The organism is Streptomyces sp. NPDC058257 (assembly GCF_042881845.1).
Lineage (GTDB): Bacteria > Actinomycetota > Actinomycetes > Streptomycetales > Streptomycetaceae > Streptomyces.
Window position 1 is genome coordinate 91,597 of sequence record NZ_JBHVXJ010000023.1, and the last position, 25,754, is coordinate 117,350.

The 25,754-nt window shown below is 69.1% G+C and carries 21 protein-coding genes and 1 tRNA gene; 9 read left to right on the top strand and 13 right to left on the bottom strand.

The window, feature by feature from the left end:
* Window positions 1-11 precede the first annotated feature (11 nt).
* A complete protein-coding gene (locus ACFVXC_RS36365) occupies window positions 12-725 on the top strand; it encodes an SIMPL domain-containing protein (protein ID WP_389914526.1) in 714 nt (237 codons plus the stop codon).
* A 176-nt stretch (window positions 726-901) separates the two neighbouring features.
* The gene (pyk, locus tag ACFVXC_RS36370) at window positions 902-2,338 is read left to right on the top strand and encodes a pyruvate kinase (protein WP_389914529.1); all 1,437 of its coding nucleotides are present in this window, start codon (window positions 902-904) and stop codon (window positions 2,336-2,338) included.
* A gap of 112 nt (window positions 2,339-2,450) precedes the next feature.
* Here pyk and ACFVXC_RS36375 read toward each other — a convergent pair whose 3' ends face one another.
* From ACFVXC_RS36375 to ACFVXC_RS36385, 3 genes are all read right to left on the bottom strand, one after another.
* The gene (locus tag ACFVXC_RS36375) at window positions 2,451-4,370 is read right to left on the bottom strand and encodes an alkyl/aryl-sulfatase (RefSeq protein ID WP_389914532.1); all 1,920 of its coding nucleotides are present in this window, start codon (window positions 4,368-4,370) and stop codon (window positions 2,451-2,453) included.
* A gap of 119 nt (window positions 4,371-4,489) precedes the next feature.
* On the bottom strand, window positions 4,490-5,278 hold the full coding sequence (locus ACFVXC_RS36380) for a helix-turn-helix domain-containing protein (RefSeq protein WP_389914535.1): 789 nt from the start codon (window positions 5,276-5,278) through the stop codon (window positions 4,490-4,492).
* A gap of 82 nt (window positions 5,279-5,360) precedes the next feature.
* Window positions 5,361-5,446, bottom strand: a tRNA-Leu gene (locus ACFVXC_RS36385).
* Window positions 5,447-5,543: 97 nt separating this feature from the next.
* Here ACFVXC_RS36385 and ACFVXC_RS36390 point away from each other — a divergent pair.
* Window positions 5,544-6,200, top strand: coding sequence for a response regulator (locus tag ACFVXC_RS36390; protein ID WP_344526157.1), 657 nt, complete (start codon window positions 5,544-5,546; stop codon window positions 6,198-6,200).
* Window positions 6,201-6,293: 93 nt separating this feature from the next.
* On the opposite strand, the gene ACFVXC_RS36395 is transcribed toward ACFVXC_RS36390, so the two are convergent.
* From ACFVXC_RS36395 to ACFVXC_RS36435, 9 genes are all read right to left on the bottom strand, one after another.
* Window positions 6,294-7,010: an ABC transporter ATP-binding protein gene (locus ACFVXC_RS36395; protein ID WP_389914538.1), complete on the bottom strand. Its 717-nt coding sequence runs from the start codon at window positions 7,008-7,010 to the stop codon at window positions 6,294-6,296.
* The gene (locus ACFVXC_RS36400; RefSeq protein ID WP_389914541.1) at window positions 7,010-7,873 is read right to left on the bottom strand and encodes an ABC transporter ATP-binding protein; all 864 of its coding nucleotides are present in this window, start codon (window positions 7,871-7,873) and stop codon (window positions 7,010-7,012) included. The genes ACFVXC_RS36395 and ACFVXC_RS36400 overlap by 1 nt, the downstream gene beginning before the upstream one ends.
* Before the next feature lie 3 nt (window positions 7,874-7,876).
* The gene (locus ACFVXC_RS36405) at window positions 7,877-9,721 is read right to left on the bottom strand and encodes a branched-chain amino acid ABC transporter permease (RefSeq protein WP_389914544.1); all 1,845 of its coding nucleotides are present in this window, start codon (window positions 9,719-9,721) and stop codon (window positions 7,877-7,879) included.
* A gap of 5 nt (window positions 9,722-9,726) precedes the next feature.
* Window positions 9,727-10,656: a branched-chain amino acid ABC transporter permease gene (locus ACFVXC_RS36410; protein WP_389914547.1), complete on the bottom strand. Its 930-nt coding sequence runs from the start codon at window positions 10,654-10,656 to the stop codon at window positions 9,727-9,729.
* A 154-nt stretch (window positions 10,657-10,810) separates the two neighbouring features.
* Window positions 10,811-12,058, bottom strand: coding sequence for a branched-chain amino acid ABC transporter substrate-binding protein (locus ACFVXC_RS36415; RefSeq protein WP_389914550.1), 1,248 nt, complete (start codon window positions 12,056-12,058; stop codon window positions 10,811-10,813).
* 255 nt (window positions 12,059-12,313) lie between these two features.
* Window positions 12,314-12,949: a Tat pathway signal sequence domain protein gene (locus tag ACFVXC_RS36420; RefSeq protein ID WP_389914553.1), complete on the bottom strand. Its 636-nt coding sequence runs from the start codon at window positions 12,947-12,949 to the stop codon at window positions 12,314-12,316.
* Window positions 12,946-13,320, bottom strand: coding sequence for a hypothetical protein (locus ACFVXC_RS36425; protein WP_389914556.1), 375 nt, complete (start codon window positions 13,318-13,320; stop codon window positions 12,946-12,948). Before ACFVXC_RS36425 ends, ACFVXC_RS36420 begins: the two co-directional genes overlap by 4 nt.
* 123 nt (window positions 13,321-13,443) lie before the next feature.
* Window positions 13,444-13,917, bottom strand: coding sequence for a PaaI family thioesterase (locus ACFVXC_RS36430; RefSeq protein ID WP_383281676.1), 474 nt, complete (start codon window positions 13,915-13,917; stop codon window positions 13,444-13,446).
* A gap of 46 nt (window positions 13,918-13,963) precedes the next feature.
* Entirely contained in the window at window positions 13,964-16,243 is a 2,280-nt protein-coding gene (locus ACFVXC_RS36435; protein ID WP_389914560.1) for an FdhF/YdeP family oxidoreductase, read from the bottom strand.
* Window positions 16,244-16,365: 122 nt separating this feature from the next.
* On the opposite strand from ACFVXC_RS36435, the gene polA reads away from it, so the two are divergent.
* The 6 genes from polA (at window position 16,366) to ACFVXC_RS36465 (ending at window position 23,209) form a co-directional block, all read left to right on the top strand.
* Window positions 16,366-19,110 (top strand): DNA polymerase I, encoded by a 2,745-nt coding sequence (gene polA / locus ACFVXC_RS36440; RefSeq protein ID WP_389914562.1) that lies wholly within the window; start codon window positions 16,366-16,368, stop codon window positions 19,108-19,110.
* A 229-nt stretch (window positions 19,111-19,339) separates the two neighbouring features.
* Window positions 19,340-19,480 carry a hypothetical protein gene (locus ACFVXC_RS36445; RefSeq protein ID WP_389914565.1) on the top strand — a complete coding sequence of 47 codons (141 nt, stop codon included), beginning with the start codon at window positions 19,340-19,342 and terminating at the stop codon, window positions 19,478-19,480.
* Window positions 19,481-19,521: 41 nt separating this feature from the next.
* Window positions 19,522-19,980 carry a hypothetical protein gene (locus ACFVXC_RS36450; RefSeq protein WP_389914568.1) on the top strand — a complete coding sequence of 153 codons (459 nt, stop codon included), beginning with the start codon at window positions 19,522-19,524 and terminating at the stop codon, window positions 19,978-19,980.
* Between the two features lie 137 nt (window positions 19,981-20,117).
* Window positions 20,118-21,839, top strand: a complete 1,722-nt coding sequence (locus ACFVXC_RS36455) for a lytic transglycosylase domain-containing protein (protein WP_389914571.1) — start codon at window positions 20,118-20,120, stop codon at window positions 21,837-21,839.
* A 228-nt stretch (window positions 21,840-22,067) separates the two neighbouring features.
* Window positions 22,068-22,202 carry an SPW_0924 family protein gene (locus ACFVXC_RS36460; RefSeq protein ID WP_389914574.1) on the top strand — a complete coding sequence of 45 codons (135 nt, stop codon included), beginning with the start codon at window positions 22,068-22,070 and terminating at the stop codon, window positions 22,200-22,202.
* A gap of 14 nt (window positions 22,203-22,216) precedes the next feature.
* Entirely contained in the window at window positions 22,217-23,209 is a 993-nt protein-coding gene (locus tag ACFVXC_RS36465; RefSeq protein ID WP_389914577.1) for a DUF3068 domain-containing protein, read from the top strand.
* Here ACFVXC_RS36465 and hrpB read toward each other — a convergent pair.
* Window positions 23,199-25,751, bottom strand: a complete 2,553-nt coding sequence (gene hrpB / locus ACFVXC_RS36470; RefSeq protein ID WP_389914579.1) for an ATP-dependent helicase HrpB — start codon at window positions 25,749-25,751, stop codon at window positions 23,199-23,201. The genes ACFVXC_RS36465 and hrpB overlap by 11 nt on opposite strands.
* Window positions 25,752-25,754: the final 3 nt, after the last annotated feature.

The following is a 25,754-nucleotide window of genomic DNA, read 5'->3' on the forward strand; positions in this document are numbered from 1 at the left end:
AGAGTGGCCGCATGGACGAGACCACCCCCACCGTCGCCCCCTACGGCACCCCCGACGCCCCGCGCCTGGCCGTCAAGGGCGAGGCGCACCTCGAAGTCGACCCCGAGATCGCCCGCATCGGCATCACCGTCAGCGCCCGCGGCACCGACCGGCGCGACGCCCTGAACGACCTCACGCGCCGCAACGCAGGCGTCATCGACCTGGTGAAGACGTACGGCGAATCCGTCGAGAAGCTGGAGACCGGCGCCTTCTCCATCAGCCCCGAACTGACCAAGCACGGCCGCGGCGAACGCGTCCGCGCCTACCACGGCAAGGTCCACGTCACCGCCGAGCTCACCGACTTCACCGCGCTCGGCGAGCTCACCACACGCCTCGCGGACCTCGAACTGACCCGCGTCGACGGCCCCTACTGGGCCCTGCGCCACGACTCGCCCACCCACCGCGAAGCGCGACAGGAGGCCGTCAGGGAAGCGGTGCAGCGGGGCCGCGAGTACGCCGAGGCACTGGGGACGGGCCTGGCCGCCCTCGTCGAGCTCGCCGACATCGGCGCCGAGAACGCCCAGCCGTACGGCTACGGCGGCCCGTCACCCGCCATGCGCACCGTCGCGTACGGCGGGGCGGCCGACATGGGCGAGGAAGCCGCACCCCTCGACCTCGAACCCCAGCGGCAGCACGTCTACGCACAGGTCAACGCACGCTTCACGATGACACCGCCGCAGCTGTAGCAGCGGAGTCGCGGCTGTGGCCACGGAGGAATTCACGCAGCGAGGCGCCGGGGAAATCGCTCATCAGAGCGGCGCCTCGCACAATTCAACACTTGTCAATAACCTTTCACGCAACGGTTGTTGAGTAGTCATGCCCAGCCAATTCCCTACCCACCGGTAAGGCCTAGGCTCGAAGTATGCGTCGAGCAAAAATCGTCTGTACCCTGGGCCCCGCCACCGACTCGTACGACCAGATCAAGGCACTGGTCGAAGCCGGAATGGACGTGGCTCGCTTCAACCTCAGTCACGGCACGTACGCCGAACACGAAGAGCGCTATCAGCGCGTTCGGAAAGCCGCTGACGAGACCGGCCGCAGCGTCGGCGTCCTCGCCGACCTTCAAGGCCCGAAGATCCGCCTCGGCCGATTCAGCGAAGGGCCTGTACTCCTTGAACGCGGTGACGAGTTCACCATCACCGTCGAAGAAGGCGTCCAAGGCGACCGGCAGACCTGCGGGACGACCTACGACGGCCTCGCCGACGACGTCACCCCCGGTGAGCGCATCCTCGTCGACGACGGCAAAGTGACCCTGGAGGTCACAGCGGTCGACGGGCCCCGTGTCACCACCACCGTGGTCGAGGGCGGCATGGTCTCCGACCACAAGGGCCTCAACCTCCCCGGCGTCGCCGTCTCCGTCCCCGCCCTCTCCGACAAGGACGAGGCCGACCTGCGCTGGGCCCTGCGTTCAGGGTTCGACGTCATCGCCCTGTCCTTCGTCCGCAGCGGACGCGACATCGAGGACGTGCACCGCATCATGGACGAGGAAGGCCGTCGCCTCCCCGTCATCGCCAAGGTGGAGAAGCCGCAGGCCGTCGAGAACATCGACGACATCGTCGCCGCCTTCGACGCGATCATGGTCGCCCGCGGCGACCTGGGCGTCGAGATGCCCCTCGAGCAGGTGCCGATCGTCCAGAAGCGCGCAGTCAAGCTCGCCAAGCGCAACGCCAAGCCGGTCATCGTCGCGACCCAGATGCTCGACTCGATGATCGACAACTCCCGCCCCACCCGCGCGGAGGCCTCGGACGTCGCCAACGCCGTCATCGACGGCACGGACGCGGTGATGCTCTCCGGCGAGACCAGCGTCGGCAAATACCCCATCGAGACGGTCCGCACGATGAGCCGCATCGTCGAGGCCGCCGAGGAGGACATCCTCGCCAAGGGCCTCCCGCCGCTGACCGAACGCAACAAGCCCCGCACCCAGGGCGGCGCGGTGGCCCGCGCCGCCGCGGAGATGGGCGACTTCCTGGGAGCCAAGTTCCTGGTGGCCTTCACCCAGTCCGGCGACACCGTCCGCCGCCTCTCGCGCTACCGCTCCCCGATCCCGCTCCTCGCCTTCACCCCGGACCGGGCGACGCGCTCACAGCTCAACCTCACCTGGGGCGTGGAGACCTTCCTCGGCCCGCACGTCGAATCCACCGACGCCATGGTCAACCAGGTCGACGAACTGCTCCTGAAGTACGGCCGCTGCGAGCGGGGCGACGTGGTCGTCATCACCGCCGGCTCCCCGCCCGGAGTCGCGGGATCCACCAACCTCGTACGCATCCACCACATCGGCGAGGACGACAGCCCGAAGTAGGCGGATCGGATACATGGGCCGAGGGGCCGCTTCAGGGAGAAGCGGCCCCTCGGTCTTCGTCCACCCTTGGCCGTACGCGCCCAGCGCCGTACGCGCCCAGCCCCGTGCGCGCCTAGGGCGTCACGATCGCGAAATTCGGATCCGGCTTCTCCACCACACCGAGCAACTCGGCCAGCAGCGACGCGTCACCCTCGACCCCGATGTCCCCGAGCCCCTTGCCCCCCAGCAACGCGAGCAGTTGAGGCTTGGTCATCGTCAGCGTGACACCCGCGTCCGGGTCCTTCTCCGTATCGCTGCGATACGTCAACACGCCGTTCCGCAACGTCAGATGCCAGACCTTGCCCAGCGCCGGAAGGCTCCAGTCCATCCGCAGCCTCAGATCCCACGCCTTCGGACCGTTCACACGGATCGCCACCGAATCGATGAGCTGATCCACGGAGAGCGCCATCAACATGTCCGCACTCGTCACGGTCGTCGGGGACGCCGCCACCCCCTCACGCAGCTCCTGAGCACCCATCAGATAGAAGTTCCGCCACACGGCGTTCTCCGAAGCCTGCCCCAACTTGACGTACAGCGAGGCAAGTTCGGACCTGGCGCCCTTGTGCCCCGGGTCCGCGAACACCACATGGTTGAGCAGCGTCACCGCGAACCGCAGATCGCCGCCGCGCGCGAACGCCTTCGCCTTCGCGACCGTCGCCGTACGGCCCCCCATGGCCTTCACATAGCGCTTGGCCTCCTCGACCGGCGGATGCTCCCACAGGTGCGCGGGGTTGCCGTCGAACCAGCCCATGTACCGCTGGTAGATCCCCTTCACGTTATGACTCAGCGACCCGTAGTACCCGCGATTCGCCCATACGCCGGCGAGAGCGGGCGGCAGCACGATCTCCTCGGCGATCTCACGCCCCGTCATCCCCGCGTTGATCATCCGCAGCGTCTGATCGTGCATGTACGCGTACAGATCCCGCTGCTGTTCGAGCAGCTCCACGATGGTGTCCCCGCCCCACGTGGGCCAGTGATGCGAGGCGAAGGCGACATCGGCCCGCCCGTCGAAAAGGACCACCGACTCACCCAGACAGCGCGCCCACTGCCGGGCATCACGCACCTGCGCACCGCGCAACGTGATGATGTTGTGCATCGTGTGCGTCGCGTTCTCCGCCATGCAGACGGCACGCAACTCGGGCAGCAGGAAGTTCATCTCCGCCGCGGCCTCGGTACCCGGCGTCATCTGAAACTCGATCCTCACCCCGTCGACGGTCTCGACCTGCCCCGTCCTGGTGATGTCCTTGGTCGGCGGAATCAACCCGATCGACCCCACCGAAACGGTCTGCCCGAGACCGCAACCGATCTGCCCCGCAGGGGATTTGGGCAGCTGGGCTCCATACATGTATCCGGAGCGCCGCTGCATCGCCGTCCCGGCGTAGACGTTCTCCGAGACGGCATGCTCCATAAAACCCTCGGGAGCGAGGATCGGTACGCCGTCCCCCGCACCGTCCGGCAGCACACCGCGACAGCCACCGAAGTGGTCGACGTGCGGATGCGTATAGATGAGCCCGGTGACCTTCTTGTCGCCCCGGTGAGCACGGAACAGCTTCAGGGCGGCGGCCGCGGTCTCCGCCGAGATCAGAGGGTCGATGACGACGATGCCGGTGTCGCCCTCGATGATCGTCATGTTCGACAGATCCAGACCACGCACCTGATAGACGCGGTCCGTGACCTTGTAGAGCCCCTGCTTCGACACGAGCCGCGACTGACGCCACAGGCTCTTGTGCGCGGTCCTGGGCGCATCGCCCTCAAGGAAGTCGTACGCGTCGCCGTCCCAGACGACCTGACCCTTGGCGTTCTTCACGACACCCGGGGTGAGGGCGGCGATGAACCCCTTGTCGGCGTCGGCGAAGTCGTCCCCGCCGTCGCTGTCGCCCTCGCTGTCGCCCTCGCGGTCGACCGCGAACGCGGTGTGAGGATTCATGGCCACGGCCGCCGCGGCAGCACCCGCGGCGGCGACGACGAAGCTGCGCCGGTTCAAAGGAGTCATGGGGCCGAAGATCGCAGCGGGGCGGAGGGCGGGGCAAGGGTCCGCCGGGAATTTGGGACAGGTCCCAGGGCGGGTGGGGGAGAGGGGTGACGTGTCCTATTGCGGGAGGGGCGCCGGGGTCAGTACTTGGGGCCTATGTGGGTGTCCATGAGGGCTACGGATTCCCTCCGGGCGACGGAGATGTTGTACGGGTTGCCCTGACGGGTGCAGTGCTTCCATTCGACGCCGAGCTTGTCGAGGGTGTCGGTGTAGAGCTCCCGGATGTCGTCGGAGACATTGGTGAACCAGTACCTGGGGTACTCGTAGCGCTTACGCTCCCCGCCGACTATGCGCGTCGTCCAGTTGATGTTCCGGCAGCCGTCCGAGTGGATGAGCCCTCGGACGAAGTCCCATGGATGGGCGTCGACGATCTCCTGCTGCCAGAGTTCCAGGACGATCCGGCGCTGGTGCTTCTTGCCCGCTCCATGCTGCGGGAACATGCACCACAAGTGGTTCGAGTAGACCTTGACGTTGCTGCACCCTGTCCTGCGTACTCGGCAGACAGAGTTCTCCGGGAAGACGGCGCTCATGGCCCGCTCGCAGGCGTCCATGAGGCCCGGCCACGACTGACTGCAGGTGATCATGAGGCTAGGCACACGGTGGCCGGAGTACTGGATGATGTGCCCGTCTCCGAGGTAGAGCCCCAGGAGGTAGGAGTACGCCGACTTGTCGAGGCCACGACCGTCGCACTGTGGGCACTGGGGCCTGCGCTTGCCCGGACACTCTCCGCGCTTGGCGCGGTCCATATGCCGCCAGTACGAGATGGTGCCGCTCGGGACATTCAGCCGACGGGCGACCTCGGCGTTCTTCGTGCCGTCTCGCAGCAGTGTGAGGGCCTTTTGTCGTACTTCTGTGCCGTGGAAGTTCACGCCACCACTCTGTGTGACTGATCGTGGCGGCGAGTAGCAAAAAGCGGATGTTCACGAGAACGTGAACATCCGCTTTGTTCGCTGGTGCCGGGTGCGGGACTCGAACCCGCAAGCCCTTTCAGGCAGAGGTGTTTGAGACCTCCGTGTATACCGTTCCACCAACCCGGCAGGCACTGCCGGAACTATACCGGGTCTCCGCCGGACCCTGCAGCTAGGTAGGCTGGCGAGGCAGCAGTACCTGCCCGGCCCGCAACAAGGAGCCCCCGTGACTTCCCCCGAGTCGCCCCAGCCCGTAGCCGATGACGACGACAAGTCGCACGTGCCTCCGCTGACGACCCGTGTCGTCATCGCAGAGGACGAGGCTCTTATCCGGCTCGACCTCAAGGAGATGCTCGAGGAAGAGGGTTACACCGTCGTCGGTGAGGCCGGTGACGGTGAGAAGGCCGTCGAGCTGGCCCGCGAGCACAAGCCGGACCTGGTGATCCTGGATGTGAAGATGCCCGTCATGGACGGCATCTCGGCGGCCGAGAAGATCGCCGAGGAGAGCATCGCCCCGGTGCTCATGCTGACCGCGTTCTCGCAGCGTGACCTGGTCGAGCGGGCCAGGGACGCCGGCGCGATGGCGTACCTCGTCAAGCCCTTCAGCAAGACCGACGTGGTGCCCGCCATCGAGATGGCCGTCTCGCGCTTCACGGAGCTGAAGACGCTGGAGAAGGAGGTCGCCGACCTCACTCTGCGTCTGGAGACGCGCAAGCTGGTCGACCGCGCCAAGTCGATCCTTCAGACGGAGTACGGCCTCACCGAGCCCGCCGCGTTCCGCTGGATCCAGAAGACGTCGATGGACCGGCGCCTTTCGATGCAGCAGGTCGCGGAGGCGGTCATCGAGGACGCCGACGAGAAGAAGGCGGCGAAGGGGCAGTAGCAGCCCCGGACAGCTTGTCCTCGTACGCGTAACGGCCCGCACCCCGGATTCGGGGTGCGGGCCGTTACGTATGCGTAGGCGCGTACGAAGTGCTCAGTCCTCGCCGAGGTACGCCTTGCGCACGGACTCGTCGTGCAGTAGGTCGTTCCCCGTCCCGGACAGGACGATCTTGCCGACCTCCATGACATGACCGTGGTCGGCGAGCGAGAGTGCCGCCTGGGCATTCTGTTCTACGAGCAGAATGGTCGTGCCCTGGGACTTGAGCTCGGAGATGGTCGCCATGATCTTCTGCATCATGATCGGTGAAAGGCCCATGGAAGGCTCGTCGAGCATGAGCAGTTTCGGCTGGGACATGAGCGCGCGTCCCATGGCGAGCATTTGCTGCTCACCGCCGGAGAGCGTGCCCGCCGCCTGCTTTCTGCGCTCTCCGAGAATGGGGAAGAGTTCGTAGGCGCGCGCGATGTCCTTTTCGATGGCGGGCTTGTCGCTGCGCAGATATGCGCCGAGCCGCAGATTGTTCTCGATCGTCATGCGCGGAAAGATGTGCCGGCCCTCGGGAGAGTGGGCCAGGCCGAGCGCGACGATCTGGTCGGCGCGGTATTTCCGCAGTGCTTTCCCGTTGAATTTGATGGAGCCGCCGACCGGCTTGAGGAGCCCGGAGAGCGTGCGCAGCGTGGTGGTCTTGCCTGCGCCGTTCGTGCCGATCAGGGTGACGACCTCGCCGGCCTCGACCTTGAAGGAGATGCCCTTGACGGCCTCGATCTTGCCGTAGGCGACTTTGAGGTCCTCGACTTCGAGCAGTGCGGTCATCAGCTGTTCTCCTCGTCGCCCGTCGCGTCGGCCTCTGTGCTGCCGGGGGCACCTTCGAAGGGCTCGCCCAGGTAGGCGGCGATGACGCGGTCGTCCTGCTGGACGGTTTCACTGTCGCCCTCGACGAGTTTCTCGCCCTGGACGAGTACGGCCACGCGGTCGCACAGGTTGAAGATGAAGCGCATGTCGTGCTCGATGACGAGTACGGCGATGCCCATGTCCCGGATGGCGAGGACGAGTTCCTCGGTGGCGCGGGTCTCCTGCGGGTTCATGCCCGCGGTGGGCTCGTCGAGGAGGAGCAGGCCGGGCTCGCTCGCGAGTGCCCGGGCGATCTCCAGCTTGCGCTGTTCGCCGTAGGGCAGGTTGCGGGAGAGGTGTTCCGCCTTCTCGGCGAGGCCGACGAATTCGAGCAGTTCCAGGGCGCGGGCCCTGGACTTGGCCTCGGCCTTGTGGAAGCCGGGACCGCGCAGGAGGGCTGACCAGAGGCCTTCCTTCGTCCGCGTGTGGCGGCCGACGAGGACGTTCTCCAGGACCGTCATGTTGGCGAAGAGACGGATGTTCTGGAAGGTGCGGGCCACGCCGGCCGCGGTGACCTTGAACGATTTGCTGGGCAGGACCTTGCCCTTGTACCGGACTTCGCCCTCGGTGGGGATGTAGAGGCCGGTGAGGCAGTTGAAGAAGGTGGTCTTGCCCGCGCCGTTGGGGCCGATGAGGCCGACGATCTCGCCGCTGTTGACGGTGAGGTCGACGGAGCGCACGGCGGTGAGGCCGCCGAAGCGCATCGTGACGCCCTTGGCGTCCAGGACGGTCTCGCCGGTCGGTGTCGCGGCCGGGTTGTCCTTGCTGGTGGTGTCGGTGGTCATGGCTCAGGCCCCTGTCTTGCTGAGGACTGTGGGTGGCGGCGTGTCGCCGGGAGCCAGTTCGGCCTCGTGGAATTCGAGCTGGCGGCGGCGGTTGGGGATGAGGCCCTCGGGGCGGAAGCGCATGAGCAGTACGAGCGCGAGGCCGAAGGCGAAGAGCTGGTAGTCGCCCAGGAACGAGAGCTTGCTCGGGATGAGGTAGAGCAGCGCCGCGCCGACGAGGGGTCCGCTGATGGTGCCCATGCCGCCGAGGACGACCGCGGCGAGCAGGAACGCCGAGTTGGGCGGGACCGTGTTGGCGAACTGGTACTGCTCGGGTGTCACGGTGTAGGTGACGTGTGCCTGTACCGTGCCCGCGAGTCCGGCGAGCGAGGCGCCGAGCGCGAAGGCGATGAGCTTCACGCGGAAGCCGTTGATGCCCATGGCGAGCGCCGCGGTCTCGTCCTCGCGGATGGCGACCCAGGCACGCCCGATGCGGGAGTCCTCGCTGCGCTTGAAGACCAGGACGACGACGAGGGTGATGAGCAGCATCAGGAAGAAGTAGTTCGCGAAGCGGCCGATGGTGAAGCCGCCGATGCTGTGCTCGATGCCCAGGTCGAAGCCCAGGATCTTGAGGTTCGGGATCGAGGAGATGCCGTTCGAGCCGTTCGTGATGTCCGGTCCCGATGTGCCGTCGGAGTTCATCGCGACGAGCCGGAAGATCTCTCCGAAGCCGAGGGTGACGATGGCGAGGTAGTCGCCGCGCAGTCGCAGGGTCGGCGCGCCGATGAGCACGCCGAAGACGAGTGATGCGCCCGCGCCGACCAGGATCGCGCCCCAGAACGGCAGGTGGATGTCGAAGGGGGAGGACGGGGAGCCGGAGACCATGGACGCCGCGTAGGCGCCGACGCCGAGGAAGGCGACGTATCCGAGGTCGAGGAGTCCGGCGAGGCCGACGACGATGTTCAGGCCGAGTGCGACGGTGGCGAAGATGAGGATGTAGACGCCGATGGTGGCGTACTGGTCGTCGCTCTGCGTGAACGGGAAGGCGGCGGCGGCCAGGAACGCGCCGGTGAGTGTGACGTGGCGGTGCCGCGCGGTGTACGTGGAGACCTGCGCGACGAGGCCCGCCTTGGTCAGCGCGGCGAAGCCGAAGGCCACGGTGACCAGGAAGCCGATGAAGAGTTCGTCGTACTCGGTGCCGATGCCGTAGGTGAAGACAAGGAGGCCCACCGCGAGTGCGGCGACGATGACGAGGATCTCGACGTAGTTGGGGAGTTTGCGCGGTGTGGGCGGTGCTTCGGCCGCGAAGGCGCCCTTGAAGATGATCCTCCCGTTGCGCATGCGGTGCTTGAACTGCTCGCTGCCGGTGTCCTCGGTGTCGACCGCGTAGGTGTGCGGCCGGGTGAAGGGCAGGGCGAGGGCGCCGACGAAGGCGGCGAGGGTGGCGAGCGCGGCGATCCAGCCGCCGGCTTCCAGGTTGGCGAGGCCGCCGAGTTGGTAGCTGATCGAGATGATCGTGTACCAGGTGGTGGCGAAGGCGGCGAGCGTCGCGTATTTGAGCGCGGCGTCGGCTCCGCCGGGTGCGAGGGCGCGTACGCCCTTGACGCCGTACGAGGCGAGGCCGAAGAGCGTCGTCAGGGCGCCGGCGATCAGGACGAGGACCTGGAGGCCGCCGGGGTAGCCGTAGACGGTGAGGTCGCCGGGGAACGCGGAGGTCCAGGTCCAGGCGAGGAACGTGGAGATGATGGTGAGGATGCCGCCGCCGGTGGCCAGTGCGCGGGCGGGGCCCTCGGGGATGGGGATGAGACCGGTACGGGTGTGGTTCTGCTTGGGGCTCGGCGCGTCGGCCGCGGTGTTCTGTGTGGTCATGGTTGTCACGCCCTGTCCGCGACGCGCTCGCCAAGGAGACCTTGTGGCCTGACGAGGAGTACGACGATGAGGAGTACGAAGGCCCAGACGTCGGCCCAGGACTGCCCGCCGAGCTGGCTCATGCCGGGGATGTCGTTCATGTAGGCGGTGGCCATGGCTTCGGCGACGCCGAGGACGAGGCCGCCGATCATCGCTCCGTAGATGTTGCCGATGCCTCCGAGTACGGCGGCCGTGAAGGCCTTGAGGCCCCAGAGGAAGCCCATGCGGAACTGGACTTCTCCGTAGCGGAAGCCGTAGGCGACGGCGGCGATGCCGGCGAAGGCGGCGCCGATCGCGAAGGCGACGACGATGACGCGGTCGGTGTTGACACCCATGAGCTTGGCGGTGTCGGGGTCCTGCGCGGTGGCTTGCATGCCGCGTCCGACGCGGGTCTTCATCACGAAGTAGCCGAGGGCGAACATGCAGATCGGGGCGGTGATCAGCAGGAAGATGTCGCCGGGCTGGATGGTGACGGAGCCGATGTGGATGGAGCCGCCTGGCAACTCGGGGAAGGTGCGGGACGACTTCGCGTTGGGGTACCAGGCCCAGACGGCCTGTTGCAGCGCGAGGGAGAGTCCGATGGCGGTGATGAGGGGTGCGAGGCGGGGTGCGCCGCGCAGTGGGCGGTAGGCGAAGCGTTCGGCTCCGACCGCGATGAGGGTCGAGACGATGACGGCGCCTATGAGCATCAGTGGCAGGGCGAGCCACATGCTGGTGCCGCCCGGCAGCCAGAGCCAGACGGTGAGGGCGCCGAATCCGCCGACCATGAAGATCTCGCCATGGGCGAAGTTGATGAGCTGGACGATGCCATAGACCATTGTGTAGCCGATGGCGATCAGGCCGTACATGGATCCCAGTAGCAGGCCGTTGACCAGCTGTTGCGGCAGTTCGTGCACCGCAGGTCCTCCGAGTCTTTCGGTGTCGTGCGGCGTGTTCGCGGGGGCGGGGTGCCTCGCGGCGGCCGTACGACTCAGGTGACGGATGCGACGCCGCGCGGGGCGCTGACAGGAGCAGCGCCCCGCGCGGGGGTGTCGTGGGCTGCGGGGTGGGTCAGCCGGTGAACGTGCCGGACTCGACCGGCTTCCATCCCTTGGTCGGGTCCTGGGTGGACTTCACCTGGTACACGGTGAGCTGCTTGTTGGTGGCGTCGCCGTACTTGTCGAAGGAGACCTTGCCGGTCACACCGTCGAACGAGACGCCCTGCATGGCCTCGACGATCTTGGCGCGAGCGTCGTCGGGCACCTTGCCGTTGTTGTCGTCGACGACCTTCTTGACCGCTTCGATGATCGCCCAGGCCGAGTCGTACGAGTAGCCGCCGTAGGCCTCGTAGGCCTCCTTGTAGCCGGCCTTCTTGTAGTTCGCGATGAACTCCTTGGCGGACGGCAGCTCTTCGACGGGCTGGCCGACCGAGGTGGCGTAGTCACCCTTGCCCTCCGCGCCCGCGAGCTTCACGAAGTCGGCGCTGTAGATGCCGTCACCGCCGACGAGCGGGATCTTGGCACCGGCCTTCTTCATCTGCTTGCTGAGCGGGCCTGCCGCGGGGTACTCGCCGCCGTAGTAGACGACGTCCGCGTCAGAGTTCTTGATCTTCGTGGCGACGGCGCCGAAGTCCTTGGTGTCCGGGTTCACGTGTTCGGTGCCCGCGACCTTGCCGCCGAGCTTGGTGAACTCGTCCTTGAAGGTGGCGGCCAGACCGGCACCGTAGGTCTTCTTGTCGTCGACGACGAAGACCTTCTTCTTCTTTGCCTTGTTGAACAGGTACTGCGCGGCGAACGGGCCCTGGATCGCGTCCGTGGTGGCCGTACGGAAGTAGGCCTTGTACGGGCGGACCTTCTTGCCGCCGTTCCAGTCCTGGCCCTGGGTCATGGCCGGGTTGGTGTTGGCGGGGGAGACCTGGACGAGCTTCGCGTCGTCGAAGACCTTCTGCATCGACTCGCCGACGGAGGAGTTCAGGGGGCCGACGGCGCCGAGGATGTCCTTGTTCGCGACGAACTTGGTCGCGTTGGTCTGGCCCGACGCGGGCTGCCCCTGGTCGTCGGCGGACTCCACCTTGAAGGTGATGCCGTCGACGTACTTCTTCGAATTGGCCTGCTTGGCGGCGAGATCCACGGAGTTGCGGATACCGAGGCCCAGCGCGGACAGGTCGCCGGTCAGTGGCGCGTCGACGCCGATGACCACGGTGGTGCCGCCGCCCCCGGCATCGTTCTTGTCCTTGTCGTCGCGTGAGCCACAGGCGGTGAGGGTGAGTGCCCCCGCGGTGAGTGCAGCGGTGATGGCTATGAGCGAACGTTGACGCACGGTCAGTCCTTTCCCCTGGCACGGCCGTCCCCTGTTGGGTGGCCGAGTCGAGCGCGGAACCGAACTGACAGGAATCCGGTGGGCGCGGTGACTGGCCGTGACTCTAAGGGGCGCTTTGTTCCTGGTGGAGTAGTCCGGGCAAAGGTGTGACGCTCTTGTTATGCCACGGAGTATTCCGCGCTGGAACTCAGGGGGTGGTTGGGGCGGAATGCGCCATCTTCGGCGTATCCCGCATGGTGAGAACTTGCAGGACTGTCAGGGTGTTTCACTCATGACATCAGTGTTCGGAGGGCATGCGGCTGTCAGGGCCCCGGAAAGATCTTTCGCGTACGCCGGGCCGAGGATGAAGCTCTGTATCTGCATTGCGCGCGCATTACGCAGTGTTACGTTCAGGAAAGGGAGTCCGGCATTCCGCTGCACTTTTCCACATTCGCGAATGTGCATCGTGATTCGTGCCGTACGAGGCCTTCCCGCTTTCACTGTGAATGGGGTATGGGGGGTGGCGGTGACCGAAAGGGCTGCCGTCGGCTGGGCGATCCGTCTGACGGACACCGGCGGCCCCGAGTACTGACCGATGCTGACGGCGAAGCTGAACGTGCGGTCACCGGCCTTCGGGTGCGTCATCTCGCCCCTGTACGTCACGGACACGGTCTGCGACGGATAGAGCGGGGGCGGTGGCTCCGGGGGGTGGGGGCGGGTCAGGTAGAGGCTGACTCCGGCCGCCCCGAGGACCGCGGCCGCGGCGAGGGCCAGGGCGGTGCGGCGGTGACGGGTGAGGAGCCGGCGGGGGCGTACGGGGTGTGCGGCTGCCCGATCCGCTGCGTCGGTTCCGGTGTCGGTGCTGGTGTCGTAGGTGTTGTCGCCCGGCTCGATCGGGCCGATGGCGTTCACACCCACGGCCCGCCGCTCGGCTCACCGTGGCGGTAGCGCTTCTCGCACCGCTCGTGGGCCTCGCGGGCGATCAACTTCCGTCCCGCGGCGGCTCCGTGGCGCTCGCGCTCGGCGCGGGCCAGGTCGAGGGTGTCCCGGAGGATCATGTACTGCCCGTTGGAGAGGCCCATCGACTGGTAGTCGCCGTAGGTCTCCTTGCCCGAGTCGTAGATCTGCCGTCCCCACGTGGTGATCAGGGCCGTGCAGAGGTCCTCGGGTGATGTCGTGGCGGGCGAGGATTCAGGGGAGTCGGCGGAAGGGGAGCTCCCGCATCCGGTGGCGGCGAGGAGGGTGGCGAAGGCGAGCGCACAGAGCGGTTTCCGGTGCCTCATGCACAGAAGCTAGACCGGAGCCGCACGCTCCGACAATGCGTGGGGCGCGCCTGATCCCGTGGGGAACTCCCGATCGTGTGGGGGAACTCCTGATCGTGTGGGGGCGCGCCGCCCTCAACCGTCTTATCCGGCAGAGCCGTTGGGCTCCACGTCACGCAGCAGGCAGGTCAGCCGCGCGGTGCACACCCGCTTGTCCTGCTCGTCGGTGATGACGATCTCGTACGTCGCCGTCGAGCGACCCCGGTGTACGGGCGTCGCCACGCCGGTGACCAGGCCCGAACGCGCGCCCCGGTGGTGGGTGCAGTTCAGGTCGACGCCGACGGCGAGCTTCTTGCTCCCGCCGTGCAGCATCGAGCCGACCGAACCGAGGGTCTCGGCGAGGACGGCGGAGGCGCCGCCGTGCAGCAGGCCGTACGGCTGGGTGTTGCCCTCGACCGGCATGGTGCCGACGACACGGTCCGCGGAGGCCTCGACGATCTGGACGCCCATGCGGGTGCCGAGGTCGCCCGCGGAGAAGAGGGCGGGCAGGTCGACGCCGAGCGCCGCGTACTCGTCGATGACCTCTTGCGGGAACTTCACGCTGTGCTGCTCGCCCATGGGACCCTGCTCCGTCCGTCGTCCTCACCTGTTGCTGAGCGAACGCTCAGTCGGTTCCCGATTGTTCCAGGCGGACGACGACGGACTTGCTGGCGGGGGTGTTGCTCGTGTCGGCCGTCGCGTCCAGCGGGATCAGGACGTTCGTCTCCGGGTAGTACGCCGCCGCGCAGCCCCGGGCCGTCGGATAGTGCACGATCCGGAAGCCGGGCGCGCGCCGCTCGACGCCGTCCTTCCACTCGCTGACGAGGTCGGCGTACGACCCTTCGGCGAGGCCGAGATCGCGGGCGTCATCGGGGTTGACCATGACGACCCGACGGCCGTTCTTGATGCCTCGGTAGCGGTCGTCGAGGCCGTAGATCGTGGTGTTGTACTGATCGTGGGAGCGCAGCGTCTGCAGAAGCAGCCGCCCCTCCGGCAGGTCGGGGAACTCGACGGGGGCCGCCGTGAAGTTCGCCTTGCCGGTGGCCGTGGGGAAGCGGCGCTCGTCGCGCGGGGCGTGCGGCAGGGCGAAGCCCGCGGGGTCGGCCACCTTGACGTTGAAGTCCTCGAAGCCGGGGATCACGCGCGCGATGCGGTCGCGCACCGTGGCGTAGTCCTTCTCGAACTCCTCCCAGGGCGTGGCCGATTCGGGACCAAGGACGCGGCGGGCGAGGCGGCACACGATGGCCGGCTCGGAGAGCAGGTGCGGACTCGCGGGCTCCAGACGGCCGCGCGAGGCGTGCACCATGCCCATGGAGTCCTCGACGGTCACGAACTGTTCGCCGCCACCCTGGAGGTCCCGCTCGGTGCGGCCGAGCGTCGGCAGGATCAGCGCCCGCGCGCCCGTGACGGCGTGCGAGCGGTTCAGCTTCGTCGACACATGGACGGTCAGGCGGGCCTTGCGCATCGCCGCCTCCGTCACGTCCGTGTCGGGCGACGCCGCGACGAAATTGCCGCCCATCGCGAAGAAGACCTTCGCCTTGCCGTCCCGCAGCGCCTCGATCGCGCGGACGACGTCCAGGCCGTGCTCGCGCGGCGGGGCGAAGCCGAACTCCTTCTCCAGGGCGTCGAGGAAGGCGGGGGCGGGCCGCTCGAAGATGCCCATCGTGCGGTCGCCCTGCACGTTCGAGTGCCCGCGCACCGGGCACACGCCCGCGCCGGGGCGGCCGATGTTGCCGCGCAGCAGAAGGAAGTTGACGACCTCGCGGATGGTCGGCACGGCGTGCTTGTGCTGGGTCAGGCCCATCGCCCAGCACACGACGGTGCGCTCGGAGGCGAGGACCATGGCGAGGGCTTCCTCGATGTGCTCGCGGGGGAGGCCGGTCGCGGCGAGGGTCTCGTCCCAGTCGGCGCGGCGCGCGGCCTCGGTGAACTCCTCGTACCCATGGGTGTGCTCGCGGACGAACTCCTCGTCGACCGCGCCGTCCGTGTCGAGGATGAGCTTGTTCAGGAGACGGAACAGGGCCTGGTCGCCGCCGAGGCGGATCTGCAGGAAGAGGTCGGTGAGGGCGGTGCCCTTGAGCATGCCCTGCGGGGTCTGCGGATTCTTGAAGCGCTCCAGGCCGGCCTCGGGCAGCGGATTGACCGTGATGATCTTCGCGCCGTTGTTCTTCGCCTTCTCCAGGGCGGAGAGCATGCGCGGATGGTTCGTGCCCGGGTTCTGCCCCGCGACGATGATCAGATCCGACTTGTACAGGTCCTCAAGGAGGACGCTGCCCTTGCCGACCCCGATGGTCTCCGTGAGGGCGGAGCCGGACGACTCATGGCACATGTTCGAACAGTCGGGCAGATTGTTCGTGCCCAGCTCGCGGGCGAACAGCTGGTACAGGAACGCCGCTTCGTTGCTGGTGCGGCCCGAGGTGTAGTAGACGGACTCGTCCGGGCTGTCCAGGGCGGCCAGTTCCTCGCCGATGATGTCGAAGGCCCGCTCCCAGGGGACGGGTTCATAGCGCTCGGCGCCCTCCGCCAGATACATCGGGTGGGTGAGGCGGCCCTGCTGACCCAGCCAGTACCCACTGCGGGTGGCGAGGTCGGTCACGGGGTGCTCGGCGAAGAAGCCGGGGGTGACGCGGCGCAGGGTGGCTTCCTCGGCGACCGCCTTCGCGCCGTTCTCGCAGAACTCCGCCTTGTGCCGGTGCTCCGGCTCGGGCCAGGCACAGCCGGGGCAGTCGAAGCCGTCCTTCTGATTGACCCGCAGCAGGGTCAGCGCCGTGCGGCGCACCCCCATCTGCTGCTGGGCGATGCGCAGCGTGTGCCCGATGGCGGGAAGGCCCGCCGCGGCGTGCTGCACCTCGGCGACCTGCGGTGCGTCCTGGACCGGATCACCCTTGGGCGACTTCCTTGCCATGGTCGGCTCCCCTTCGAGCACGTGCGTGAGGTACGTCTTCGATCCTCCCACGCGGCAGTGACAGCGCGGCCGCGGGTGAGGGTTGGGCCTGAGTGTCAGTGGGGCGTGGCAGGATCGGGGACGTGGCAGAAAAAGCAGCGAAGAAGAAGTCCGAGACCGCGACGAAGCCGAGTGGCGAGCAGCGTCCGCGCCTGCTCCTCATGGACGGGCACTCCCTGGCCTACCGGGCGTTCTTCGCGCTGCCCGCGGAGAACTTCACGACCGCGACGGGCCAGCCGACGAACGCGATCTACGGCTTCGCGTCGATGCTGGCGAACACCTTGCGTGACGAGGCGCCCACGCACTTCGCGGTGGCCTTCGACGTCTCGCGCAAGACGTGGCGCTCCTCGGAGTTCCCCGAGTACAAGGCGAACCGCTCCAAGACCCCGGACGAGTTCAAGGGCCAGGTCGAGCTGATCGGCGAGGTGCTCGACGCGATGCACGCGGTGCGGTTCGCGGTGGACGGCTTCGAGGCGGACGACGTCATCGCCACGCTCGCCACCCAGGCGGAGGCGGCCGGCTTCGACGTCCTGATCGTCACCGGCGACCGCGACTCCTTCCAGCTGATCACCGACCACGTGACGGTGCTGTATCCCACGAAGGGCGTCTCCGAGCTGACGCGCTTCACACCGGACAAGGTCGAGGAGAAGTACGGCCTCACGCCCAGCCAGTACCCCGACTTCGCGGCCCTGCGCGGCGACCCGTCGGACAACCTCCCCGGCATCCCCGGCGTCGGCGAGAAGACCGCCGCGAAGTGGATCAACCAGTTCGGCTCCTTCGCGGACCTCGTCGAGCGTGCCGAAGAGGTCAAGGGCAAGGCCGGGCAGAACTTCCGCGACCACCTGGACGCCGTGAAGCTGAACCGCCGCCTCACGGAGATGGTGCGCGACGTCGAGCTTCCCAAGGCGGTCACCGACCTGGAGCGCGCTCCGTACGACCGCACGGCCCTCGCCCTCGTCCTGGACACCCTGGAGATCCGCAACCCCTCGCTGCGCGAGCGTCTCCTTGCCGTCGACCCCGGCGCCGAGGAGGCCGACGAGGCCCCGGCCGAGCCGGGCGTGGAGCTGGACGGCTCGGTGCTCGGCGCGGGCGAGCTCGCGCCGTGGCTCGCCGAGCACGGCAAGGCCGTCCTGGGCGTGGCCACGGTCGACACCTGGCAGCTCGGCACGGGCTCGGTGACCGAGGTCGCCCTCGCGGCGGCCGGGGGAGCGGCGGCCTGGTTCGACCCCTCCCGCCTGGACGAGGCCGACGAGAACGCCTTCGCGGCCTGGATCGCCGACCCGAAGAAGCCCAAGGTCCTGCACAACGCCAAGGCCACGATGCGGGTCTTCCCGGAACAGGGCTGGACCGTGGACGGCGTCGGCATGGACACGGCGCTCGCCGCGTACCTGGTCAAGCCGGGCCGCCGCTCCTTCGCCCTGGACGCCCTCTCCCTGGAGTACCTGGGCCGGGAGCTGGCGCCCGCGTCCGCCCCCGAAGGGCAGCTCGCCTTCGGTACGGAAGAAGAGGACGACCGGGCCGAGGCCGACGCGCTGATGTCGCAGGCCCGCACGATCCTCGACCTGGGCACGGCCTTCGGCGAGAAGCTTGAGGAGGTCGGCGCGGGCAATCTCCTCACGGACATCGAACTGCCGACGTCCACCCTCCTGGCCCGCCTGGAGCGGCATGGCATCGCGGCGGACCGCGCCCATCTGGAGGCGATGGAGCAGCAGTTCGCGGGCGCGGTGCAGCAGGCGGTGAAGGAGGCGCACGAGGCGGCGGGCCACGAGTTCAACCTCGGCTCGCCCAAGCAGCTCCAGGAAGTCCTCTTCGGCGAGCTGAACCTCCCCAAGACGAAGAAGACCAAGACCGGCTACACCACGGACGCGGACGCCCTGGCCTGGCTCGCGGCCCAGACCGAGAACGAACTGCCGGTCATCATGCTGCGCCACCGCGAGCAGGCGAAGCTGCGCGTCACGGTCGAGGGTCTGATCAAGGCGATCGCCGCGGACGGCCGCATCCACACGACGTTCAACCAGACGGTCGCGGCGACGGGGCGTCTGTCCTCCACCGAACCGAACCTGCAGAACATCCCGGTGCGCACGGACGAGGGCCGGGCGATCCGCCGCGGCTTCGTGGTCGGCGAGGGCTTCGAGTCCCTGATGACCGCGGACTACAGCCAGATCGAACTGCGCGTGATGGCCCACCTCTCCGAGGACGAGGGCCTCCTGGAGGCGTTCGCGTCGGGTGAGGACCTGCACACGACCGTGGCGTCCCAGGTGTTCGGCGTGGATGGCTCCGCCGTCGACGCCGAGATGCGCCGCAAGATCAAGGCCATGTCGTACGGCCTCGCGTACGGCCTCTCCGCGTTCGGCCTCTCCCAGCAGCTGAACATCGAGGCGGGCGAGGCCCGCGCGCTGATGGACACGTACTTCGAGCGTTTCGGCGGCGTCCGCGACTATCTGCGCCGAGCCGTCGACGAGGCCCGCGCGACGGGCTACACGGAGACGATGCTGGGCCGCCGCCGGTATCTCCCCGATCTCAACAGCGACAACCGCCAGCGCCGTGAGATGGCCGAGCGGATGGCCCTGAACGCGCCCATCCAGGGCACGGCCGCGGACATCGTCAAGATCGCCATGCTGAACGTGCACCGCGCCCTGACGGAGGCGAAGCTCGACTCCCGGATGCTGCTCCAGGTCCACGACGAAATCGTCCTGGAGATCGCGCCGGGCGAGCGCGCCGAGGTGGAGGGAATCGTCCGCCACGAAATGGCGGGCGCGGCGTCGCTGCGGGCTCCGTTGGATGTGTCGGTGGGAGTCGGGGCGGACTGGGAGTCGGCGGCGCACTGACTGCGTCGGGCTTGAGCGGCGTTCCTTGGGCGCGCCGTCATCACCGGCTTCGCCGAGTTCGTCCTCAATCGCCGGACGGGCTGAAGATCTCAGCCCGTCCGGCGATTCAGGGGAGAGCCCCCGGCGCCCTCACCCACGTGGACCCCGCCCCCGAGCCCCGCAAACCCCGCGACATCCGCGCCGTCCTGGCGGCCCGGCGGGGCACCGTCTCCGTCTGGGCCAGCCCTGCGTGGCCCGCTATCTGGGCCGTGCGGGCACCACCGCCACCACGCTCAACCCGTACGGCCTCTGGGGCCTGACCCGCACCTCCGCGGCCGACCAGCTCAAACTCCTCGGCGTCCTCACCGGGCCAGAGCCCGTGCCCTGCTGAGGGCGAGCTCACGCGCGTACGGACTGAAGCAGCTGAACGAGGTGCGGCGCGACCAGCGCTGGGGCGTGCCCGCCGGAATGCCGCGCGGCACCAAGGCGTACCTCAAGAACGGCTGGCTGCCCCGGTCCACGCACGGCTGGCGGGTACACAGCATCGGAGCGTTCGCCGGACCGTCGACAGCGAAGGCGGCGGAGAAGGAGAAGGCGACGACGACGAAACCGGCGGCCGAGCCGACAACGAGGGCCCGCGACCGTGCCTACCGCATCGTCGTCCTCTCGCACGACAACCCCACGATGAAGTACGGAGTCCGTACGATCGAACGCGTCGCTCAGGCCGTGCACCGCGCGCTCGCCAAGGGCCGCTCCGCGGTCCGGGAGCTCACCCCGGAGAGCGAGATCAGCGAAGTGTCCGACGGCTCGGCGCCGTACGACGGCTCGGCCGAGGGATCCGATGACGTCCCTCCCGAGGCCCCGACCGAACGGAGCACGGCCAACCGGTGAAAATCGGGCACGAACGGGTGTCTGGGCGCCGGAAGTTGTCGTAGTGTCGCCTGAGTCGGCCCGCTGGGGAGCGCAACGGAAAACACCACAGAGCGGGTGGCGACAGGCACAGTCGTCAAGGGGAGGGGTCCACAGTCATGGCGGCGGTATTCGGCAGGCGGATGCGCAGGGGAGCGGTGACCACCGCGGTGGCCGCGGCAGCGGTGGCGGCGCTCGCGGCGTCCCAGGCACCGGGCGTGACGGACGTCCCGCGCGACGAGCGGGCGGGGGCGTCCGAAACCACGCAGCCACCCGAGGACTCCGCGACCGGCAACTCCCCGTACTACACCGACCTGCCGGACCTGAAGACCCCGGTCCCGCCGACCGGAGCGCCCGACGGCGGCGACGACGAGACCGAATCGGAGATCCCGGCCACCGTCCTCGACGCGTACAAGAAGGCCGAGGCGTCCCTGGCCACCTCCAAGCCGGGCTGCAACCTCCCCTGGCAGCTGCTCGCCGCGATAGGCAAGGTCGAGTCGGGCCAGGCGCGTGGCGGCCGTGTGGACGCGAACGGCACGACGATCGCACCGATCCTCGGCCCCGTTCTCAACGGCGACGGCTTCGCGAAGATCACCGACACCGACAACGGCGCGTACGACAGCGACAAGACGCACGACCGCGCGGTCGGCCCCATGCAGTTCATCCCCTCGACGTGGGACACCTGGGCGAAGGACGGCAACGCGGACGGCAAGACGGACCCGAACAACATCTACGACGCCGCGCTCGCCGCGGGAAGCTATCTCTGCGCGAGCGACCGCGACCTGTCCGTCGAGGCCGATCTGCACAAGGCGATCCTCAGCTACAACCACTCGACGGACTACCTGAACACGGTCCTGACGTGGCTGGAGCACTACCGCAAGGGCGTCAGCGAGATCCCCGACGGCACGGGCGACCTGCCGGGCGACCTCAGCGACGGCGACAGCCCGGGCACGAGCCCGAGCACGAGCCCGAGCACGTCCCCCACACCCTCGACGTCCGGTTCGCCCTCGACGAAGCCGTCCGCTCCCGGCACCCACAAGCCCGAGAAGCCGTCCAAGCCCGGCAGCGGCGGCGGCAGCCCGTCCAAGCCGCCGAGCAACGGCGGCGGCTCCCAGAGCCCCGACCCGTCCACTCCGGCCCCCTCGCCCACCGACCGGGTCGCGAGCCTGGAGAACGCCGGTACCGGCAAGCTCTCCGCGACGGCGGGCGACGCCTTCACCGAGCACGTCGCGGTGCGCACGGAGTCCGCGTCGGGCTCGGGCGTGGCCAAGGTCAAGGTGAAGTTCTCGATCGTCGGTGACACCGACGCGCGCTTCCCTGGCGGCGCCACCAGCGCGACCGTCACCACGAGCGCCTCGGGCAAGGCCACCGCCCCGGCGCTCAGGGCGGGCGAGAAGACGGGCGAGTTCACGGTCCGGGCCAAGGTCGTCGGCCGCTCACTGCCCGGCCTCGACCACACGGCGACGGTCACCGCGCGCCAGGCCGACAAGCTGGCCAGGACCAGCGACAAGGCGCTGATCTGCGAGCCGGGCAAGGAGTTCGCCGACCAGGTCGAGGTCAAGGCGACGTACGAGGGCGAGGCCGCCGACCGTGTCGCGGCCACCGCGACCATGATCAAGTCGGCGGCCGGCGCCACGGCCAACGACAAGGGTCCGTACTTCAAGGGCGCGGACGGCAAGCCGGTCCGCACCCTCAAGGCCCTGAAGACCGACGCGAACGGCGTGCTCAAGCTCCCCAAGATGTACGCGGACGACGACGCGGGCACGTTCCTGCTCCGCGTCACCACCGCGGGCGGCGCGACGCTCACGGTCGAACTGAAGGTGGCGGCGCCCGCGGCCTAGCCGCACGCGCGTCCCGCGCCCCGCACGCACGCCCCGCACGCAACGCCCCTGCGCCCGCCCGGCGCAGGGGCGTTCGTGTGTGTGCAACGTGTTCTCATCTGGCCGCCGCGTTGCTACGGTGCCCCAGCCCTGACGACCTGTCAGCTCATGGTCTGTGTCCATCAGTGTTGATCAGTGTTTGTCGACGTTCATCAGTGTCAGCAGTTTTCCCGCCTCGGGAGGATCCGCATGCGTGCTCTCATCGCCGCCGCGACCGGTCTTGCCGTCGCCCTCGCCCTGGTCATGACGATCACGGCGATGGGGGCCCCACCCGGCGAGACATCGCCCGAGCCCCTGCTCACCACCGTCCCCAAGCACCCGTAGGGAGGGCCGCCGCGATGCGCCGCAAGGCCAGCCTGATCCTGCTCGCCTTCGCCGTGTTCTTCACGGCGATGTCCCCGCTCATGCGTTGGTACGCCTTCCCGCGCCTGGCCAAGATCCCGCCGGGCCAGTACCAGGAGGCGGTCCTCGAAGCGAAGAGCCCGACACTCATCGACTACGGGAGCATGCGGGCCAAGAAGATCGACAAGGTCACCATCGTGCAGACGCTCAAGGGCAACGTGGAGGCCTCGGAGAAGATCGAGAAAGGCGCGGACCGTGACGTCGTCGTCTGGGACGCCCTCTCCTACGTACAGGACGGGGACGGAAAGATGGTCTCCAAGGTCCCCGAGCGCTACATCTTCGACGCACACAGCCAGGAACCGGTGCACGCGACCGGCGAGATGGTCGACGGGGACCCGGTCAAGCGCGAGGGCATCGAGTTCAAGTGGCCCTTCCTGACCGAGAAGCGGGACTACGAGTACTTCGACGCCCAGGCCCGCGTCACCAAGCCCATCCACTACAAGGGCACGCAGACGTTCCGCGGCGTGGAGGTCTACTACTTCGAGCAGACCATCCCCTGGACCAAGGTGCCCTTCCCCAGGACCATGCCGGTCAAGGGCATCACCCCGGAGTCCCTCGCCAAGACCGGCACCACGCGCTGGTACACCACCGTCCGCAAGTTCTGGGTCGACCCCACCACCGGGGCTCCCGTCTACGGCGAGGAGATCCAGAAGAACGAACTGCGCGGCGGCACCCTCCTGGGCGGCCGGGACAAGGTCACCGTCTTCGCCGGCCACGTGAAGATGCGCGAGGACTACATCAAGGACACCGTCGCCCTGGTGAAGTCCCAGCGCGTCCTCGTCCTCCTCCTGACGTCCTACCTCCCCTGGGGTTTCCTGGGCCTCGGCCTGCTCCTGCTCGCCCTCTCCCTCTGGCTCGAGGCCCGCAGCCGCAGGCCCGGTGACCCGGAACCCACTCAGGCGCCCGAGCCGGAACCGGTCAACGCCTGAGCCGCGCGTTGGTGAAGCGCGTCGCCTGGGCCGCCACCGGGTCCTCCGGCCACGGGTGCTTCGGATACCGCCCGCGCAGCTCGGCCCGCACCGCCCGGTAGCCGTCCCGCCAGAAGGAGGCGAGATCGGCGGTGACGGCGGCCGGGCGTCCGGCGGGGGACAGCAGATGCACGAGGACGGGCACGCCGCCGTCCGCGATGCGAGGGGTCTGGGCGAGCCCGAACATCTCCTGCAACTTCACGGCGAGCACGGGCTGTTCGGGGTCGGAGTAGTCGATCCGGATCCTGGAGCCACTGGGCACCGCCACCCGCTCCGGGGCGAGCGCGTCGAGGCGGGTGGCTTCGCCGGTCGCCCACGGCAGAAGCCGGTTGAGCGCCTGCCCCGCGTCGATGCGCCGCAGGTCCGCCCGGCGCCGCGCCTTCGAGAGCTCGGGCTCCAACCACTCGTCCACGCGCGCGTGCAGGGCGCTTTCGGACACGTCGGGCCAGGGAGCCCCGAGATGCCGGTGCAGGAAAGCGAGCCGCTCCCTCAGCTCCCGGGCACCCTGGGACCAGTGCAGCAGCGCGGTCCCTTCTTCCCTGAGCCCCGCGAGCAGCCCTTCTCGTACGAGTCCGGGGGCGGGCTTCCTCAGGGGACGCACCGCGAGTTCCACGGCCCCCAGGTGCTCGACGTGCCGCGCGACGAGATCCCCGTCGGCCCAGGCGACCTCGTCCCCCTCGCTGTACAGGGACGCGGCCGCGCTCCGGGCGACGTCCCCGTCGATGTGTCCGCCGAGCAGCACGCGCGCGTGCCCGGCGCCCACCGGCCGGTCGGCCACGGCAACGGTGATCCACTCCGCGCCGGTCAGCGCGGACCCCGTCCGCACCTCGGCCCGGGTCCCGTTCACCATGAGATACGAGCCGTCCCCACGCCCCCGGGCGACCCGCTCGGGGAAGGCGAGCGCGGCAACGAGTCCCGCGACGTGCTCGTCCCCGGCTCCGGAGCTCCGCGCGGGCGCCGAAGCCGCCGCTGCCGCCGTATCGGCTCCCGGCGTCCCCGCCGCAGCGGTCAGACGCCGCACCTCCGTGCGCCACCGCGCCGCGTACCCGTCCCCGCCCCGCCGGGCGGCGCGCCACGCCGCCGCGAGGTCGTCGCCGTACTCACGCGGCGGCTCCTCGCTGAGGAGGGCGACCACTTCCGCCGCACGGCGCGCCCCCACGAGGGGGACCGAGTCGAGCAGGGCCCGCGCCAAACGGGGGTGGAGGCCGACCCGCGCCATCCGCGAGCCTCGCTCCGTGACCCGCCCCGACTCCGGGGACACCGCCCCCACCGCCGCCAGGACGCCCCGGGCCGCCGCCATCGCACCACCCGGCGGCGGATCGAGCAGGGCGAGCCCGGAGGCGTCAGGATCGCCCCAGCAGGCCGTCTGCAAGGCGAACGCGGCAAGGTCGGCCAGCTTGATCTCCGGCGCCGGAAAGCGCGGCAGACGGGCGTCCTCGGCCTCCGCCCAGCACCGGTACACGGCGCCCGGCGCCTCACGTCCCGCGCGGCCCGCCCGCTGCCGGCCCGCCGCCTGCGAAGCCCGTACCGTCGTCAGCGCGCTCAGCCCGCGCGCGTGGTCGACCCGTGGCTCACGCGCGAGACCCGCGTCGACGACGACGCGCACGCCGGGCACCGTCAGGGACGACTCCGCCACCGACGTCGCGAGGACCACCCGCCGCTCGCCGCCCGCCGAGCCCGCGAGCACCGCGTCCTGCACCGCGGCGGGCGCGCGCCCGTGCACCTGCAGAACCTCCGCGGACGCGTCCCCCAACTGTCCCGCCACGCGCGCGATCTCACCGACCCCGGGCAGGAAGCACAGGACGTCGCCGTCCCGTTCTGTCAGCGCCCGCCGCACCACCGCCGCCACATGCGTGAGCAGCGCAGGATCCACCCGCATCCCGTGCGGCGGCCGTACCGGACGCAAGGGCGGCGCCCAGACCACCTCGACCGGATACGAGGTGCCCCGCGCCTCCACCACGGGAGCGTCCCCGAGGATCCGCGACCACCCCTGCGCGTCCGTCGTCGCGGACGCGGCCACCAGGCGCAACTCGGGGCGCAGCGCGGCCCGTACGTCGACCAGGAACGCCGCCACGGTGTCGGCGTCGAGATGCCGCTCGTGGCACTCGTCGATGATCACCACGTCGACACCGGTCAACTCCTGGTCCCGCTGCAGCCGCTGCAACAGGACACCGGTCGTCACGACCTCCACGCGCGCGCGTGGGCCCACCACACGCTCACCGCGCACCGTGTAGCCGACGCTCTCCCCGACCTTCTCGCCGAGCAGCCACGCCATCCGCCGCGCGGCGGCCCGAGCGGCGATGCGCCGGGGCTCCGCGACCACCACCCGACGTACCGGCGCGTCCCCGAGAAGCCCCGCGAGCGCCAGCGGCACCAACGTCGTCTTGCCCGTACCGGGAGGCGCGCACAGCACGGCGCTTCCCGGCCCCTCCAGAGCGGAGCGCAGCGCGGGCAGCGCGCCGCGCACGGGCAGGTCCAGGGCTTCGTTACGGAGACGGATCACGCA

Excerpts from the sequence above, each read along its gene's own strand:
- ACFVXC_RS36400 (WP_389914541.1), bottom strand. The coding sequence starts at position 7,873 with ATGACCACCGACACCACCAGCAAGGACAACCCGGCCGCGACACCGACC.
- ACFVXC_RS36395 (WP_389914538.1), bottom strand. The coding sequence starts at position 7,010 with ATGACCGCACTGCTCGAAGTCGAGGACCTCAAAGTCGCCTACGGCAAG.
- ACFVXC_RS36460 (WP_389914574.1), top strand. The coding sequence starts at position 22,068 with ATGCGTGCTCTCATCGCCGCCGCGACCGGTCTTGCCGTCGCCCTCGCC.
- ACFVXC_RS36465 (WP_389914577.1), top strand. The coding sequence starts at position 22,217 with ATGCGCCGCAAGGCCAGCCTGATCCTGCTCGCCTTCGCCGTGTTCTTC.
- ACFVXC_RS36430 (WP_383281676.1), bottom strand. The coding sequence starts at position 13,917 with ATGGGCGAGCAGCACAGCGTGAAGTTCCCGCAAGAGGTCATCGACGAG.
- ACFVXC_RS36455 (WP_389914571.1), top strand. The coding sequence starts at position 20,118 with ATGGCGGCGGTATTCGGCAGGCGGATGCGCAGGGGAGCGGTGACCACC.
- ACFVXC_RS36405 (WP_389914544.1), bottom strand. The coding sequence starts at position 9,721 with ATGACCACACAGAACACCGCGGCCGACGCGCCGAGCCCCAAGCAGAAC.
- ACFVXC_RS36425 (WP_389914556.1), bottom strand. The coding sequence starts at position 13,320 with ATGAGGCACCGGAAACCGCTCTGTGCGCTCGCCTTCGCCACCCTCCTC.
- pyk (WP_389914529.1), top strand. The coding sequence starts at position 902 with ATGCGTCGAGCAAAAATCGTCTGTACCCTGGGCCCCGCCACCGACTCG.
- ACFVXC_RS36365 (WP_389914526.1), top strand. The coding sequence starts at position 12 with ATGGACGAGACCACCCCCACCGTCGCCCCCTACGGCACCCCCGACGCC.
- ACFVXC_RS36435 (WP_389914560.1), bottom strand. The coding sequence starts at position 16,243 with ATGGCAAGGAAGTCGCCCAAGGGTGATCCGGTCCAGGACGCACCGCAG.
- ACFVXC_RS36375 (WP_389914532.1), bottom strand. The coding sequence starts at position 4,370 with ATGACTCCTTTGAACCGGCGCAGCTTCGTCGTCGCCGCCGCGGGTGCT.